Consider the following 15,387-nt stretch of genomic DNA (forward strand, 5'->3'; position numbering starts at 1 on the left):
CACCCATAAGGTTGACCCATGCGCCGCGCCAAGATCGTCTGCACCATCGGTCCCAAGACCTCGTCACCCTCGCAGCTGCGGGCCCTCGTCGACGCCGGCATGGACGTCGCCCGACTCAACCTCTCGCACGGCGACCACGCCGTCCACGAGCAGGTCTACCGCGACGTGCGCGCGGCCGGTGACGCGTCCGGTCGTGCCGTCGGCATCCTCGTCGACCTCCAGGGCCCGAAGATCCGCACCGGGCGCTTCGCGTCGGGCCCGGTGTCGCTGACCCCGGGCCAGCGCTTCACCATCACGACCCGCGACGTCGAGGGCGACGACAGCATCGTCGGCACGACGTATGCCGGTCTGCCGGGTGACGTGACGCCGGGCGACGTCCTGCTCATCGACGACGGCAAGGTCATGCTGCGGGCCGTCGAGGTCAACGACACCGACGTGCTGACCGAGACCGTCATCGGCGGCGTCGTCAGCAACAACAAGGGGATCAACCTGCCCGGCGTCGCCGTCAGCGTGCCGGCCCTGTCGGAGAAGGACCGCGAGGACCTCCGCTTCGCCATGCGCCTCGGCGTCGACATGATCGCCCTGTCGTTCGTCCGCTCGGCCGACGACATCGACGACGTGCACGCGATCATGGACGAGTTCGGCGACCGCATCCCGGTCATCGCCAAGATCGAGAAGCCGCAGGCCGTCGACAACCTCGAGAACATCATCGCGGCCTTCGACGGCGTCATGGTCGCCCGCGGCGACCTCGGCGTCGAGATGCCGCTCGAGGACGTGCCGCTCGTGCAGAAGCGCGCCATCGAGCTGTGCCGCCGCGAGGCCAAGCCGGTCATCGTCGCCACGCAGGTGCTCGAGTCGATGATCGAGAACCCGCGCCCGACCCGCGCCGAGGCCTCCGACGCCGCGAACGCCGTGCTCGACGGGGCCGACGCGCTCATGCTGTCGGGGGAGACCTCCGTCGGCGCCTGGCCGATCGACTCGGTGCGCACCATGGCGCGCATCATCGAGTCCACCGAGGAGAACGGCTTCGACAAGATCGTCCGGATGACCTCGAACCCCAAGACCGTCGGCGGCGCGGTGACCAAGGCCGCCGTCGAGATCGGCGAGGTCGTCGGCTCGAAGTTCCTCATCATCTTCACCGAGACCGGCGGCTCGGCCACCCGGATGGCCCGCATCCGGCCCCGGCTGCCCATGCTCGCCTTCACCTCCGAGCCGCGGGTGCGCTCGCGCCTGGCGCTCGTGTGGGGCGTCGAGACCTACCTCGTGCCGCGCATGCAGCACACCGACCAGTTCGCCATGCAGGTCGACCTCAAGCTCATCCCGGAGGGCCGGGTCTCCGAGGGCGACCGCGTCGTCATCGTCGCCGGCTCGCCCCCCGGCATCCCGGGCTCGACGAACGCGCTGCGCGTGCACCGCGTCGGCGACGCCGTGAACCGGGCCGCCCCCGCCTACCGGCCGGAGGAGGTTACCGGCTGACGCCGGTATGCTGGCGGCCGCACTCCGGCCGGGGTGGTGGAATGGCAGACACGGGGCACTCAAAATGCTCTGGCCGCAAGGCCGTGCGGGTTCGAGTCCCGCCCTCGGCACTCCTGACGCCCGCGGGAACCCTCCCGAAACGCGCCCGAAACGTGCGCCCGGCTAGGCTCTCCCCGTGAGCACTGAGAGCACCGAGAGCACCGACACCTCCGCGGCGGGCGCCACCCCGAAGCCCGCCCCCACCGCCCCGGCGGCACCGGCCGCTCCGGCCGGCGCGTCCGCCCCCGCCACGCGCATCCTCGTGGCCGAGGACGAGGCCCTCATCCGGCTCGACCTCGTCGAGATGCTCGGCGAGCAGGGCTACGAGGTCGTCGGCCAGGCGAGCAACGGCGAGCAGGCGGTCGAGCTCGCCACCGAGCTGAGGCCCGACCTCGTCATCATGGACGTCAAGATGCCCGTGCTCGACGGCCTGAGCGCCGCCGAGCAGCTGCACGCGGCGAAGCTCTGCCCGGTCATCATGCTCACCGCGTTCTCGCAGACCGAGCTCGTCGAGCGCGCCCGCGACGCCGGCGTCATGGCCTACATCGTCAAGCCCTTCACGGCCGACGACCTGCGCCCGGCCATCGACATCGCGACGTCGCGCTGGCAGGAGCTCAAGGCCCTCGAGTCCGAGATCGCCGACCTCGGCGAGCGGCTCGAGACGCGCAAGCTCGTCGACCGGGCCAAGGGCGTGCTCATGACCCAGCTCAAGCTGAGCGAGTCGGACGCCTTCCGGTGGATCCAGAAGACCGCGATGGACCGCCGGCTCGGGATGAAAGAGGTCGCCGAGGCCGTCATCAACGGGTTCCCGACCTCCTGATGTCGCATCCGCCGCAAATCGTGCGGCGGTGAGGTCACGACACGGTCACCGATCGCCCGGATTCCGTGACCAGCCGGGGGGCACTGGCCTAGTCTCCGAGTCAGCCCTCGACCGAGGGATGCGTGACATCAGGAGGACACCCGTGCGTTCTACCCTCAAGTTCGCTGTGCCGCTCGCGGTCGCAGCGCTTGCCCTCGGTGCGTGTGGCACCAAGGGTGGCGACTCCGCCGCGCCGGCCGCGAGCGGTGGCGCCGCAGCTTGCGGCAACTACAAGATCGGCATGTTCGGCGCCCTCACCGGCCCGAACGCCAACCTGGGCATCTACATCCAGAACGGCGTGAACCTCGCCCTCGACGACTACAACAAGAAGCACGCGGACTGCAAGGTCACGCTCGAGAACTACGACTCGCAGGGCGACCCGACGCAGGCTCCGGCCCTGGCCAAGAAGGCCATCGACGACAAGAAGGTCGTCGGCATCGTCGGCCCCGCGTTCTCCGGTGAGTCCAAGGCCGCCGACCCCGCCTTCAACGAGGCCGGTCTCGTGACCATCACGCCGTCCGCGACGAACCCGGCCCTCGCCGACAACGGCTGGAAGACCTTCTTCCGTGCGCTCGGCAACGACGCCACGCAGGGCCCTGCGGCCGCGAAGTACATCAAGGACACCCTGAAGTCGACGAAGACCTTCGTCATCGACGACGCGTCCGAGTACGGCAAGGGCCTGGCCGACATCGTCCGCAAGGACCTCGGCAGCCAGGTCATCGGCAACGACACGATCCAGCAGAAGCAGACCGACTTCAGCGCCTCCGTCACCAAGGTGACGAGCTCGGGCGCCGACGCGCTCTTCTTCGGTGGCTACTCGCCCGAGGCCGCCCCGATGATCAAGCAGCTGCGGGACGCCGGCTGGAAGGGCACGTTCGTCGTGGCCGACGGCGTCAAGGACCAGTCCTACATCGACAACGCCAAGGACGCCGCCGAGGGCACCATCATCACCTGCCCGTGCGTGCCGCCGGACGTCGCGCCCGACTTCCAGGCCGCGTACAAGGCGAAGTACAACGAGGACCCCAACACCTACTCGGGTGAGGGCTACGACTCCGCCACGATCCTGCTCGACGGCATCGCCGCCGGCAAGGACCGTGCGTCGATGGTCGACTTCGTCAAGGCCTACGACAAGAAGGGCGTGACGAAGCAGCTGAAGTTCGACGACAAGGGCGAGTCGGCCGACATCAAGGTCTTCGCCTACAAGGTCGAGGGTGGCAAGATCGTCTCCGCCGGCGAGATCAAGTAACGCGAACGTCCGGAACGGGGGGCGGGCGGAGCAGTAGGCTCCGACCGCCCCTCGCTCGGTTGACGCGCGTTCCCTGACCCGCCCACCGCACCCGGCCCAGGAGGTCTTGGATGCAGTTCCTTCTCGACAACTTCGCGGCACTCACCGTCACCGGCCTGACGCTCGGTGCCGTGTACGCCCTCGTGGCCCTCGGCTACACCCTCGTCTACGGCGTGCTGCGCCTCATCAACTTCGCCCACTCCGAGGTGTTCATGTACGGCACCTTCGCGGCGCTGTGGATCGTGCTCCTCCTCGGCGGCAAGGCCGGCGGCAGCGTCGGCCAGGTCGTCTTCTGGGTCGCGATGATGTTCATCGCGGCCATGGCGATGTCCGGCCTCGTCGCCATCCTGCTCGAACGGGTGGCGTACCGGCCCCTGCGCAAGCGCAACGCGCCGCCGCTCATCGCGCTCATCTCGGCCATCGGTGCCTCGTTCGTCCTCTCCGAGCTGATGGGCCTGCGCAGCCGCATCGCCGGGTGGTTCGGCCTTGAGGACGACCTCTCGGCCTACGTGCGCAACTCGCGCAACAACTCGGCCCTGCCGAGCATCATCACGCCGCAACCGGTCTTCACGATCGGTGGCTACAACGTGACGAACCTCGACCTGCTCGTCGTCATCGGCGCGGTCACCATCATGGTGGTCCTCGACCAGTTCGTGAAGCGCTCGCGCCTCGGGCGCGGCATCCGTGCCGTGGCCATGGACCCCGAGTCGGCCGCCCTGATGGGCGTCAACCGCGACCGGGTCATCCAGGTCACCTTCCTGCTCGGCGGTGTCATGGCCGGCGCGGCGGCGGTGTTCTACATCCTCAAGTACAACACCCGCTACGACGCCGGCTTCATCCTCGGCGTCAAGGCCTTCACCGCGGCCGTCCTCGGCGGCATCGGCAACCTGCGCGGCGCGCTGCTGGGCGGCTTCGTCCTCGGCCTCGCCGAGAACTACGGCTCCGCGGTCGTCGGCTCGCAGTGGAAGGACGTCGTGGCGTTCGTCCTGCTCATCCTCATCCTCCTCTTCCGACCCACCGGCCTGCTCGGTGAGTCCCTCGGAAAGGCACGCGCATGAGTGGCTTCAAGGAGCGCGTCAACGGCCTGCCGCTCGTCGTCAAGATCCTGCTCTGGGTCGCCTTCGCCGTCTTCCTCTTCCTGCTGCCCCTGCTCAACATCCCGCTCATCACGACCGAGGGCTCCGACTTCGGCGGCGTGCTCTTCACCGTCGCGACGTACGTCCTCGTGGCGCTCGGGCTCAACATCGTCGTCGGCTACGCGGGCCTGCTCGACCTCGGCTACGTCGGCTTCTACGCCATCGGCGCCTACACCGTCGGTGTGCTCTCGGCCGAGCACGGCAATCTCTCGTGGGTCGTCGTCGTGCCGATCGCCATCGTCGTGGCGATGATCTCGGGTGTCCTGCTCGGTGCGCCCACTCTGCGCGTGCGCGGCGACTACCTCGCCATCGTGACGCTCGGCTTCGGCGAGATCGTGCGCCTCACGCTCGTCAACTCGCAGTGGCTCGGCGGCGCCCAGGGCATCTCCGACATCCCGAAGCCGCCGGGAGTCGAGCTCTTCGAGGTGCCGAGCCTCGACTGGAGCAGCGGGGCACCCGTCGTCGACCTCGACACCACGTCGACGTTCCTCAAGTTCGGCATCACCGACTTCGTGCCGTTCTACTGGCTCGCCCTCGCCATCATCGCCCTCGTCCTGCTCTTCGACATCCTCGTCAAGAGCAGCCGCGTCGGCCGGGCCTGGGAGGCCACGCGCGAGGACGAGGACGCCGCCGAGCTGATGGGCGTGCCGACCTTCCGGTTCAAGTTGCTCGCCTTCGCCCTCGGCGCCGCCATCGGCGGCCTCTCGGGTGCGCTCTTCGCGACGAAGTCGGGCTTCATCAACCCGCAGAGCTTCGAGCTGCTGCTCTCGATCCTCTTCCTCGCGGCCGTCGTCGTCGGTGGCGCCGGCAACCGCTGGGGCGTGGTCGTCGGCGCGATCGTCGTCAGCTACTTCCCGGAGCGGTTCCGCGACTTCGCGGACTTCCGCGTGCTCGTCTTCGGCCTCGCGCTGATGCTGCTCGCGATCTTCCGCCCCCAGGGCCTGCTGCCGCCACGGCGCACCGTCCGGGCGAAGCGGGCCGACGACAGACAGGCCGTTCTCGAGGAAGGAGAAGCCAGTGCCTGAGCAGAACCAGCCCGAGACCAGCGGTGAGCACCAGCTCGCCGACCCGGCCGACGAGGTGACCCAGATCAACCCCGACGTCGACATCGCGCCCGAGGACATCGGCGTGCCCGCCGTGTCGGAGGGCGAGAAGCTGCTCGAGGTCGACGAGGTGACGCTGCGCTTCGGTGGCGTCGTCGCCCTCAACGAGGTGAGCTTCCACATCAACAAGGGCGAGATCCTCGGGCTCATCGGCCCGAACGGCGCCGGCAAGACGACCTGCTTCAACGTCATGACCGGCGTCTACCAGCCGACGTCCGGCGCGGTGCGCTACCTCGGCAAGCCGCTCGGCAAGCGCAAGAAGTTCCAGATCACCAAGCTCGGGATCGCCCGGACCTTCCAGAACATCCGGCTCTTCGCCAACATGACCGCGCTCGAGAACGTGCTCGTCGGGGTCGACGCGCACCACTCGACCGGGGTCATCTCGGCGATGTTCCGCCTGCCGAAGCACCGCACCGAGGAGGCGCAGGGCTACGCCCGCGCCATGGAGCTGCTCACCTTCATGGGCCTCGACGGCAAGGCCGACGAGCTCGCGCGCAACCTCCCGTACGGCGACCAGCGCCGTCTCGAGATCGCGCGTGCCCTCGCCACGAGCCCGCAGCTGCTCTGCCTCGACGAGCCGGCGGCCGGGTTCAACCCGGCCGAGAAGGTCAAGCTGATGGAGCTGATCCGCACGATCCGCGACCAGGGCTACACCGTGCTGCTCATCGAGCACGACATGAAGCTCGTCATGGGCGTGACCGACCGGATCGTCGTGCTCGAGTTCGGTCGCAAGATCGCCGAGGGCTCGCCGGCGGAGATCCGCGACAACCCGGCGGTCATCGCCGCCTACCTGGGAGTTGATGAGGAAGATGCTTCTTGAGGTCAACGGCCTGTGCGTCAACTACGGGCGCATCGAGGCCATCCGCGACATCAGCTTCACGGTCGAGGAGGGTGAGATCGTCACCCTCATCGGCGCGAACGGTGCGGGCAAGACGACGACGATGAAGACGATCTCGGGCCTGCGCCCGGTGCGCGCCGGCTCGGTCGTCTTCAACGGCAAGGACATCACCCACCTGCCGTCGCACGAGCGGCCCGTCCTCGGCATCTCGCAGTCGCCCGAGGGCCGTGGCTGCTTCGTCGGCATGACGGTGATGGAGAACCTCGAGATGGGCACCTACGCCCGTCCGGACCGCAAGTCCAAGGCGATCAAGGACGACCTCGACCGGGTCTTCGAGCTCTTCCCCCGGCTCAAGGAGCGCGTGAGCCAGGCGGCGGGCTCGATGTCGGGCGGCGAGCAGCAGATGCTGGCGATGGGCCGTGCGCTCATGGCCAAGCCGAAGCTGCTCCTGCTCGACGAGCCGTCGATGGGGCTCGCGCCGAAGCTCATCCAGCAGATCTTCGACATCGTCACGGAGATCAACAGCCAGGGCACGACGGTGCTGCTCGTGGAGCAGAACGCGGCGCAGGCGCTCAAGCGCTCACACCGCGCCTACATCCTCGAGACGGGCGAGATCGTCCGGGAGGGCGCGGGCACCGAGCTCGCGGCCGACCCGGCCGTCAAGGCGGCCTACCTCGGCGGCGACGTCTAGGCGCACCACGCCGGGACGCGCCGGCCACGAGCCGAGAACGGGGTGCCACGACACGGTCGTGGCACCCCGTTCGTCGTGATCAAATCTTTACATCCCCTTCCGTGCGCGCCCGTGTGGTCGTAGTGTCTGGCGGGTGACCTCAGAGCCGGAACGGGAGAGATGATGGCGCGATCGACGGTGTCGGTGCAGCGGGTGGACGACGACCTGCACGCGCAGTTCATCGAGCTGTGGATCACGCACCGCGTCGAGGGCGGCACGACGCCCGAGGCGGCGCAGCGCCTGGCGCTCGACGGAACCCTGCGAAATGCCTTGCAGCGCATGGACATCTGCGCCTTCCTGGCGTTCGTCGACGGGACACCGGCCGGCTACGTCGTCCTCTCCGACTCGACGCGCAGCCTCCTCGTCGACACCCCGTGCGTGTCGATCGACATGCTCTACGTCCACCCGGACTTCCGGCGCCAGGGTGTCGGCCGCTCGCTGCTGACCTCCGCGGGCCGGTATGCCGACCGCCAGGGCTGCGAGCACCTCGCGAGCGCCGTGCCGGCCGGGGACCGCGACGCGAACCGCTTCTTCGCCCGCCTCGGGTTCGCCCCGGAGACGGTGCGGCGCGTGGCGTCCGCGCCCGCGCTCCTGCGCAAGCTGGCGGGGGAGGCCAAGCCGCAGCGGGTGTCGCTGGACCTGCTCCAGCGCCGCCGCGACCTGCGCGCCCGCGCCCCGCGGCGCACGTCGGGCCCCAAGATCGCCGGCTGACGACGCCCGCGACCCCGGTCAGGCCCCCGGGGCGGCGTCGCGCAGGAGGCAGGTGATCCGCGACGTGCAGACCCGGCGGCCGTCCTCGTCGGTGACGACGACGTCGTAGCTGACGAGCGTGCGGCCGGCACTCAGCACCGTCGCGGTCCCGGTCACGAGGCCGGTGCGCGCCGCGCGGTGGTGGGTCGCGTTGATGTCGAGTCCCACGGCCACCCGTCCCGGACCGGCGTGCAGCTGCGCGCCGATCGAGCCGAGCGTCTCGGCGAGCACGACGCTCGCGCCGCCGTGCAGCAGGCCGTAGGGCTGGGTGTTGCCCTCGACGGGCATCGTCGCGACGAGTCGCTCGCGGGTGGCCTCGACGACCTCGATCTGCATGCGCTCGATGAGCGTGCCGGCGGTGGTGAACCCCATCGGCTCGAGGCCGCGCGGGCTCGTGGGGGAGTCGGGCGTGGCGGGCTGAGCGTCGGTCATGTCCGAGATCGTATGCGGGCGGCGGGCCCGGGACGCCGCGTGACCCGCGTGACCCGCGGCTTCGTGGGCTGTGGGTGGGCGCCACTAGGGTGGCTCCCGTGAGCCGACTTCTCCTTCTCGACGGACACTCGCTGGCCTACCGGGCCTTCTTCGCCCTGCCGGCGGAGAACTTCTCGACGAGCACGGGCCAGCACACCAACGCCGTCTACGGCTTCACCTCGATGCTCATCAACATGCTGCGCGACGAGGAGCCGACCCACGTCGTCGTCGCCTTCGACAAGTCGCGCCAGACGTTCCGCACCGAGGAGTACGCCGAGTACAAGGCGGGCCGCGCGCGCACGCCCGACGAGTTCTCGGGCCAGCTGCCGCTCATCCGCGAGGTCCTCGACGCGCTCCGGATCACCCATGTCGAGCTCGACGGCTACGAGGCCGACGACATCATCGCGACGATCGCGACGGCGGCGGGGGAGCAGGGCGTCGACGTGCTCATCTGCTCCGGCGACCGCGACACCTTCCAGCTCGTCACCGACACGGTCACGATCCTCTACCCCGTCCGCGGGGTGTCCGAGGTGTGGCGGATGGGCCCGAGCGAGGTGCAGGAGAAGTACGGCGTGCCGCCCGAGCGCTACAGCGACCTCGCGGCCATGGTCGGCGAGACCTCCGACAACCTGCCGGGCGTGCCCGGCGTCGGTCCGAAGACGGCCGCGAAGTGGATCACCCAGTTCGGCGACCTCCCCGGCATCGTCGCGGGCGTCGACCAGATCAAGGGCAAGGCCGGCGAGTCGCTGCGCGAGCACCTCGACCAGGTGCTGCGCAACCGGCGGCTCAACCAGCTCGTGCGCGACGCGCCCGTCGGCGTCGCCATCGACGACCTCGTGCGCCACCAGTGGGCGCGTGAGGAGGTCCACGAGGTGTTCGACCGCCTCGAGTTCCGGGTGCTGCGCGACCGGCTCTTCGCGTCCGTCGAGGCCGCCGAGCCCGAGGCGGAGGAGGGTTTCGACGTCGAGGGCACGACGCTCGTGCCCGAGGACGTCGCCGACTGGGTGGCCGCCCACCTGCCCGCCGGCGAGCGCGCGGGCCTGTCCGTCGCCGGGACGTGGGCGCGGGGCACGGGCGACGCCACCGGCCTCGCCATCGCCGCCCCCGACGGCACGGCGGCCTACGTCGACCTGACGACCCTGCCGCCCGAGGCCGAGACGTCGGTGGCCTCGTGGCTCGAGGACCCCGAGCGTCCCAAGGCCATGCACGACGCCAAGGGCCCGATCGAGGCCCTGACGGCCCGCGGCTTCACGGTGGCCGGGCTGAGCAGCGACACCCAGCTCGCGGCATACCTCGTCAAGCCCGACCAGCGCACCTACCACCTCGACGACCTCGTGCTGCGTCACCTCAAGCGTGAGCTGAGCGGGGCCGCGCCCACCGACGGGCAGGGCATGCTCGACTTCGGTGGCGACGCCGACGACGCCGCGGCCGGCCAGGAGATGGTGCGGGCCACGGCCGTGCGCGACCTCGCCGCCGCCCTCGACGAGCAGCTGGCCGCCACGGGTGGCGCCGAGCTGCTCGCCGACATGGAGCTGCCGCTCATCGGGGTGCTCGCGCGCATGGAGCGCACCGGCATCGCCGTCGACGTGCCGGGCCTCGACGCCCTCGAGAGCGACTTCGCCGCGAAGGTCGCCCAGGCCCAGGAGGACGCCTGGGACGCCATCGGCGGCAACCGGATCAACCTCGGCTCCCCGAAGCAGCTGCAGGAGGTGCTCTTCGGCGAGCTCAACATGCCGAAGACGAAGAAGACGAAGACCGGCTACACCACCGACGCCGACGCGCTCGCCGACCTCTTCACCAAGACCGAGCACCCGTTCCTCGAGGCGCTGCTGCGCCACCGCGACGCCGCCCGCCTGCGGGTCACCGTCGAGGGTCTGCAGAAGTCCGTCTCCGACGACGGCCGGATCCACACGACCTACCTGCAGACCATCGCGGCCACGGGCCGGCTGTCCTCGACCGAGCCGAACCTGCAGAACGTCCCGATCCGCACCGAGGAGGGCCGGCGCATCCGTGAGCTGTTCGTCGTCGGCGACGGCTTCGAGGCGCTCATGTCGGCCGACTACTCGCAGATCGAGATGCGCGTCATGGCGCACCTGTCGGGCGACGCCGGGCTCATCGAGGCGTTCCGCACCGGCGAGGACCTGCACAAGTTCGTCGGCTCGCGCGTCTTCGGCGTCGAGCCCGACGACGTGACGGCGGCGATGCGCTCGAAGGTCAAGGCGATGTCCTACGGCCTCGCCTACGGCCTGTCCGCCTACGGCCTCTCCAAGCAGCTGACGATCAGCACCGAGGAGGCGCGTGGCCTCATGGAGGGCTACTTCGAGCGGTTCGGGGGCGTCAGCGCCTACCTGCGCGACGTCGTCGCCGAGGCCCGCGGCACCGGCTACACCGCCACCATGCTCGGCCGCCGCCGGTACCTGCCCGACCTCACGTCCGACAACCGGCAGCGCCGCGAGGCCGCCGAGCGGATGGCGCTCAACGCCCCGATCCAGGGCTCGGCCGCCGACATCATGAAGGTCGCCATGCTCGGCGTCGACCGGGCCCTCACCGAGGCGGGCCTCCGCTCGCGGATCCTGCTGCAGGTGCACGACGAGCTCGTCCTCGAGGTGGCCGCGGGGGAGCGCGACGACCTCGAGCGGATCGTCCGCGAGCAGATGGGCCGGGCGGCCCCGATGGACGTGCCGCTCGACGTCAACGTCGGCGTCGGCCGCTCCTGGCACGACGCCGCGCACTGAGCCGCGCCCGCCCGCACGCCGACCCGCCCGCGCCGCAGATCGTGTGGCGTGGCGGGGCTGCGGCGTGTCTTTCGTCATAGTCGGCCCGCTGCGACCGGAATCTCGGCATACTCACCGGTAACACGCACCCGTCAACGGAGACGGGTGCTTTTACTGTGAGGTGGACATGGTCAGAAGCCTGGTCACAGGTCTGTGTCTCGCCGTCTTCGCGGCGGTCATCATCGGGCTCAGCAACGCGCTCGGGCTGGACCTCGAGCACGTCGCCCTCCTCGGCGCCGCACTCGGCGGGGTGCTCGGTCTCGTGCCGCACCGCCCCGCCTGGGGCAAGCTGGCGGGCTTCTTCGCCGGCTTCGTGCTCGCCTGGCTCGGCTTCGCCCTGCGCGCGGCCGTGCTGCCCGACTCCTCGGCCGGTCGCGCGGTCGCGGCGTTCGTCGTCGTGGCCCTCATCGCCGTCGTCGCCACCGTGAGCGCCGGGCGGCTGCCGCTCTGGAGCGGCCTCGTCGGCGCGGCGTCGATCGTCGGCGCCTACGAGTCGGTCTACACGAACGCACCCTCGCAGTTCCTCAGCGAGTCGCCCGCCGCGGCGACGACGGTGCTGCTCGCCGTCGGCCTCGGCTTCCTCGCCACCACCCTGCTCGCACCGCAGGGTGCGAGCACCGGGGCCGACACCGGCCGCCCCCGGCACCGCGCCGAGTCCGCGGCGCCGGCAGAGCCCGACCTCACCCTCGACGACCTCACGACGGGAGCAGCTCAGTGAGCCGCCGCACCCTGGCCACCGCCGTCGCCGGCCTGGCGACCATGCCCACCCTCCTGCTCCTCGCGGCCTCGCCCGCCGCTGCTGCCGGCGTCGTCGCCGGCACCGGCGACGGCTCCGTGCAGGTGTCGAACACCGAGACGGTGCAGGCCTACCTCGACGCGTCCGGGCACCTCGACGTCGCCCGCGTCTACGAGCAGGTCGCCATGCAGGGCAAGGGCACCGTGGAGCTCGCGAACCCCGTCGAGCAGCAGGGCTTCCGCAACCTCGACGGCTTCAGCGGCCTCGAGGTCGACAACGGCGTCATGACGGGCCGTTTCGACGTCGACGGCGAGCAGCGGCTGCGTACGGTGAGCGACTACACGAAGCGGCTGCCCCTCGAGGTGTCGGCCAGCTACACCCTCGACGGCCGGCCCGTCGAGCCGGGCGACCTGCTCGGGCGCAGCGGCCGGCTCGAGACGCGCTACACCGTCAAGAACGTGACGGGCGCCGCGAAGGAGATCAGCTTCGACGACGGCACCGGTGCGAGCACCACGGCCACCGAGAACGTCGTCATCCCCATGGTCGGCTCGCTCACGACGACGCTGCCGGGCACGTTCACGAACGTCAGCTCGGGGGAGGCCGCCATCGCCGGTGACGGCCGCGGCGGCACCAAGCTGACCTTCACGATGACCCTCTTCGGTCCCATCGGCACCCCGACCGCGACGTTCGGCTACGCGGCCGACATCGTCGACGGCACGCTGCCCAAGGCCTCCGTCTCAGCGCTCCCGGTGAGCCCGCTCGACAGCCCGTCGTTCAAGGGCGGCGCCGCGAGCTACAAGAGCGGGGCGACCACGGGCGCGACGCTGACGGCGGGCGCGACCCAGATCGACGCCAACCTGCTCAAGCTGCGCGACGGAGCGGGCGACCTGCTCGCCGGCCTGATCCAGCTGCGCGACGGCGTGAAGAAGCTCAACGCCGGTCTCGGGGCCCAGGCGCTCCCCGGCTCGCGCGAGCTCGCGACCGGCGCCGGGGCGCTCAGCGACGGCACGGCGAAGCTGAGCGCCGGTGCGCGCGACGCCCGCACCGGCTCCGGCCAGCTCGCGGCGGGCGCCGGCAAGCTGGCCGCCGGCGCCGGACAGGTGGATGCCGGCGTCGAGCAGCTCGACACCGGCGTCGGTCGCCTCGACGCCGGCGCGCAGAAGCTGAGCGGTGGTGCGTCGCAGGTCGACGCCGGTGCGCAGAAGCTGAGCGGTGGTGCGTCGCAGGTCGATGCCGGTGCGCAGAAGCTGAGCGGTGGTGCGTCGCAGGTCGATGCCGGTGCGCAGAAGCTGAGCGGTGGTGCGTCGCAGCTGGACGCGGGTGCGCAGCGGCTGAGCGGTGGCGCGTCGCAGGTCGACTCGGGTGCGGCCCGGGTGGCCGGTGGCCTGCACCTCGTCGGCGACAACGCGCCCGAGCTGCTCGACGGCCTCGCCCAGGTGGCCGACGGCCTCGACCGGGTCGACGGCGGGCTGACGCAGCTGTACGCGGGCGTCGGAGGTCTGCCGGAGCAGGCCAAGCCGCTGCACGCCGGCATCGCCAAGCTGCGCGCCGGTCTCGGCGCCAAGGGCCAGGACGGCACCCTCATCGACGGGGTCGACCAGGTGCGCGCCGGGCTCGCCGCCGCAACCAAGGACGGTGGCAGCCTCGACCAGCTCAAGGGCGGGGTCGACCAGTCCAAGGGCGGGGTCGACCGGTCCAAGGGTGGCGTCGACCAGTCCAAGGGTGGCGTCGACCAGTCCAAGGGTGGCGTCGACCAGTCCAAGGGTGGCGTCGACCAGGTGCGCGCGGGGCTGCAGGACGCGCTCGCGACGGGCGGCGGCATCGACCAGCTCGCCGGCGGGGTGGCCGCGGCGCGCGGCGCCGACTGCGGCGTGGTCTGCAAGGGCATCCTCGCCCAGGTCGCCGGCGGCATCGACGACCTGCGCACCCGGACGGGGGCAGCGGACGACGGCCTCGGGCGGGTGTCGGGGGGTCTCGGCCAGGTGTCCAGCGGTCTCGGTCGGGTCTCGGGTGGCCTCGGGCAGGTGTCCGACGGTCTCGGGCAGGTGTCCGGTGGTCTCGGCCAGGTGTCGGGCGGCCTCGGTCAGCTCAAGGGCAAGGTCGGTGACGCCGCCTTCGGCCTCGCCAAGGTCGAGTGCGGCCTCAGCAACACGAGCCTCTCGCTCTGCGACCCGAAGGTGCCCGGCCTGCTCGAGGGCGTCGACCTCGTCGACGCCGGCGTCGGCGCGCTCGTCGACGGCGTCGTGACGAAGGTCCAGGGCGGCATCGGTGGCACCGACGACAGCCCGAAGGACGCCACCCTGCGGGGCGGGGTCAACGGACTGCAGGACGGTGTCGACCTGCTCGGCCTCGGCGGGCTCGACCTGCTCGACGCCCTCGACCAGCTGACCGACGGCGCCGACCAGGTCCACGGCGGCACCTCGCAGGTGGCGGCCGGCGCGAAGGACCTCGCGGGTGGCACCGCGCAGGTCGCCGGCGGCGCGAAGGAGCTGGCGGGTGGCACCGCGCAGGTGGCCGGCGGCGCGAAGGAGCTGGCGGGTGGCACCGCGCAAGTGGCCGGCGGCGCGAAGGAGCTGGCGGGTGGCACCTCGCAGGTGGCCGGCGGCGCCGAGGAGCTCGCCGGCGGCACCGGCCAGCTGGCGGACGGCACGTCGCGCCTGCGCGACGGCACTCAGCAGCTCGCCGGCGGTGCGGGCGACCTCGCCGACGGTGCGGGCCGGCTCGACACCGGCCTCGGCGCGCTGGCCGACGGCGCGGGCAAGCTCGACGCCGGTGCCGGCAAGCTCGCCGACGGTGCGGGCCGGCTCGCCGACGGGCTCTCCGACGCGGCATCCGGTGCGAGCCAGATCTCCGCGGGCCTGACCGACGCGGCCGCAGGTGCGCCGAAGCTGCGCGACGGGGCGCAGCAGCTCTCCGACGAGGGCACGAAGAAGCTCGTCGTGGCGGGCAAGGAGACGGCGTCCGACTACGGCGCCAAGTACGCCCTGCTCGAGGTCGGCGCCCAGCGCGCCAAGGCCGAGGGCATGGCGTACGGCGCGCCCGAGGGTGCCGTCGGTGCGACGGCGTACTCCCTCGAGCTCGCGGGCGTCGACGGCGAGGGCTCGGCCAACCTCGGCCGTGCCGCCGGGGCCGCGGGCGTCTTCGCGCTCGCAGGCGGCGCCGTCCTGCTGCGACGTCGTTTCCTCTGAGC

The 15,387-nt window shown here is 71.3% G+C and carries 12 protein-coding genes and 1 tRNA gene; 12 read left to right on the plus strand and 1 reads right to left on the minus strand.

The window, feature by feature from the left end; translation table 11 throughout:
- The first annotated feature begins 18 nt into the window (after positions 1 to 18).
- The 9 genes from pyk to ABT295_RS00500 all read left to right on the plus strand — a co-directional run bounded on the left by pyk (position 19) and on the right by ABT295_RS00500 (position 8,177).
- Positions 19 to 1,476, plus strand: coding sequence for a pyruvate kinase (gene pyk / locus ABT295_RS00460; protein WP_352392466.1), 1,458 nt, complete (start codon positions 19 to 21; stop codon positions 1,474 to 1,476).
- A gap of 27 nt (positions 1,477 to 1,503) precedes the next feature.
- Positions 1,504 to 1,586, plus strand: a tRNA-Leu gene (locus ABT295_RS00465).
- A 65-nt stretch (positions 1,587 to 1,651) separates the two neighbouring features.
- Entirely contained in the window at positions 1,652 to 2,335 is a 684-nt protein-coding gene (locus tag ABT295_RS00470; protein ID WP_502991058.1) for an ANTAR domain-containing response regulator, read from the plus strand.
- Positions 2,336 to 2,477: 142 nt separating this feature from the next.
- Positions 2,478 to 3,620 (plus strand): branched-chain amino acid ABC transporter substrate-binding protein, encoded by a 1,143-nt coding sequence (locus tag ABT295_RS00475; protein ID WP_352392467.1) that lies wholly within the window; start codon positions 2,478 to 2,480, stop codon positions 3,618 to 3,620.
- A 110-nt stretch (positions 3,621 to 3,730) separates the two neighbouring features.
- Positions 3,731 to 4,717, plus strand: a complete 987-nt coding sequence (locus ABT295_RS00480; RefSeq protein ID WP_352392468.1) for a branched-chain amino acid ABC transporter permease — start codon at positions 3,731 to 3,733, stop codon at positions 4,715 to 4,717.
- On the plus strand, positions 4,714 to 5,820 hold the full coding sequence (locus tag ABT295_RS00485) for a branched-chain amino acid ABC transporter permease (RefSeq protein WP_352392469.1): 1,107 nt from the start codon (positions 4,714 to 4,716) through the stop codon (positions 5,818 to 5,820). The genes ABT295_RS00480 and ABT295_RS00485 overlap by 4 nt, the downstream gene beginning before the upstream one ends.
- Complete coding sequence (locus ABT295_RS00490) at positions 5,813 to 6,718, plus strand: ABC transporter ATP-binding protein (protein WP_502991059.1); 906 nt, start codon at positions 5,813 to 5,815, stop codon at positions 6,716 to 6,718. Before ABT295_RS00485 ends, ABT295_RS00490 begins: the two co-directional genes overlap by 8 nt.
- The gene (locus ABT295_RS00495) at positions 6,708 to 7,427 is read left to right on the plus strand and encodes an ABC transporter ATP-binding protein (protein ID WP_352394664.1); all 720 of its coding nucleotides are present in this window, start codon (positions 6,708 to 6,710) and stop codon (positions 7,425 to 7,427) included. Before ABT295_RS00490 ends, ABT295_RS00495 begins: the two co-directional genes overlap by 11 nt.
- Positions 7,428 to 7,589: 162 nt before the next feature.
- The gene (locus ABT295_RS00500) at positions 7,590 to 8,177 is read left to right on the plus strand and encodes a GNAT family N-acetyltransferase (RefSeq protein ID WP_352392470.1); all 588 of its coding nucleotides are present in this window, start codon (positions 7,590 to 7,592) and stop codon (positions 8,175 to 8,177) included.
- A gap of 18 nt (positions 8,178 to 8,195) precedes the next feature.
- Here the strand turns inward: ABT295_RS00500 and ABT295_RS00505 are convergent, their stop codons facing one another.
- Positions 8,196 to 8,648 carry a PaaI family thioesterase gene (locus ABT295_RS00505; RefSeq protein WP_502991060.1) on the minus strand — a complete coding sequence of 151 codons (453 nt, stop codon included), beginning with the start codon at positions 8,646 to 8,648 and terminating at the stop codon, positions 8,196 to 8,198.
- A 98-nt stretch (positions 8,649 to 8,746) separates the two neighbouring features.
- Between ABT295_RS00505 and polA the strand changes: the two genes are divergently transcribed.
- The 3 genes from polA to ABT295_RS00520 all read left to right on the plus strand — a co-directional run bounded on the left by polA (position 8,747) and on the right by ABT295_RS00520 (position 15,385).
- On the plus strand, positions 8,747 to 11,422 hold the full coding sequence (gene polA / locus ABT295_RS00510) for a DNA polymerase I (protein WP_352392471.1): 2,676 nt from the start codon (positions 8,747 to 8,749) through the stop codon (positions 11,420 to 11,422).
- Positions 11,423 to 11,588: 166 nt separating this feature from the next.
- On the plus strand, positions 11,589 to 12,179 hold the full coding sequence (locus ABT295_RS00515; RefSeq protein WP_352392472.1) for a hypothetical protein: 591 nt from the start codon (positions 11,589 to 11,591) through the stop codon (positions 12,177 to 12,179).
- On the plus strand, positions 12,176 to 15,385 hold the full coding sequence (locus tag ABT295_RS00520) for a hypothetical protein (protein ID WP_352392473.1): 3,210 nt from the start codon (positions 12,176 to 12,178) through the stop codon (positions 15,383 to 15,385). Before ABT295_RS00515 ends, ABT295_RS00520 begins: the two co-directional genes overlap by 4 nt.
- The last annotated feature ends 2 nt before the right edge of the window (positions 15,386 to 15,387 follow it).

The organism is Terrabacter sp. NPDC000476, from assembly GCF_040300125.1.
Lineage (GTDB): Bacteria > Actinomycetota > Actinomycetes > Actinomycetales > Dermatophilaceae > Terrabacter.

What these genes read in the sequence shown, in the direction of transcription:
- ABT295_RS00505 (WP_502991060.1), bottom strand. Translation starts at nt 8,648, where the DNA reads ATGACCGACGCTCAGCCCGCCACGCCCGACTCCCCCACGAGCCCGCGC.
- pyk (WP_352392466.1), top strand. Translation starts at nt 19, where the DNA reads ATGCGCCGCGCCAAGATCGTCTGCACCATCGGTCCCAAGACCTCGTCA.
- ABT295_RS00515 (WP_352392472.1), top strand. Translation starts at nt 11,589, where the DNA reads ATGGTCAGAAGCCTGGTCACAGGTCTGTGTCTCGCCGTCTTCGCGGCG.
- ABT295_RS00480 (WP_352392468.1), top strand. Translation starts at nt 3,731, where the DNA reads ATGCAGTTCCTTCTCGACAACTTCGCGGCACTCACCGTCACCGGCCTG.
- ABT295_RS00485 (WP_352392469.1), top strand. Translation starts at nt 4,714, where the DNA reads ATGAGTGGCTTCAAGGAGCGCGTCAACGGCCTGCCGCTCGTCGTCAAG.
- ABT295_RS00495 (WP_352394664.1), top strand. Translation starts at nt 6,708, where the DNA reads ATGCTTCTTGAGGTCAACGGCCTGTGCGTCAACTACGGGCGCATCGAG.
- ABT295_RS00500 (WP_352392470.1), top strand. Translation starts at nt 7,590, where the DNA reads ATGGCGCGATCGACGGTGTCGGTGCAGCGGGTGGACGACGACCTGCAC.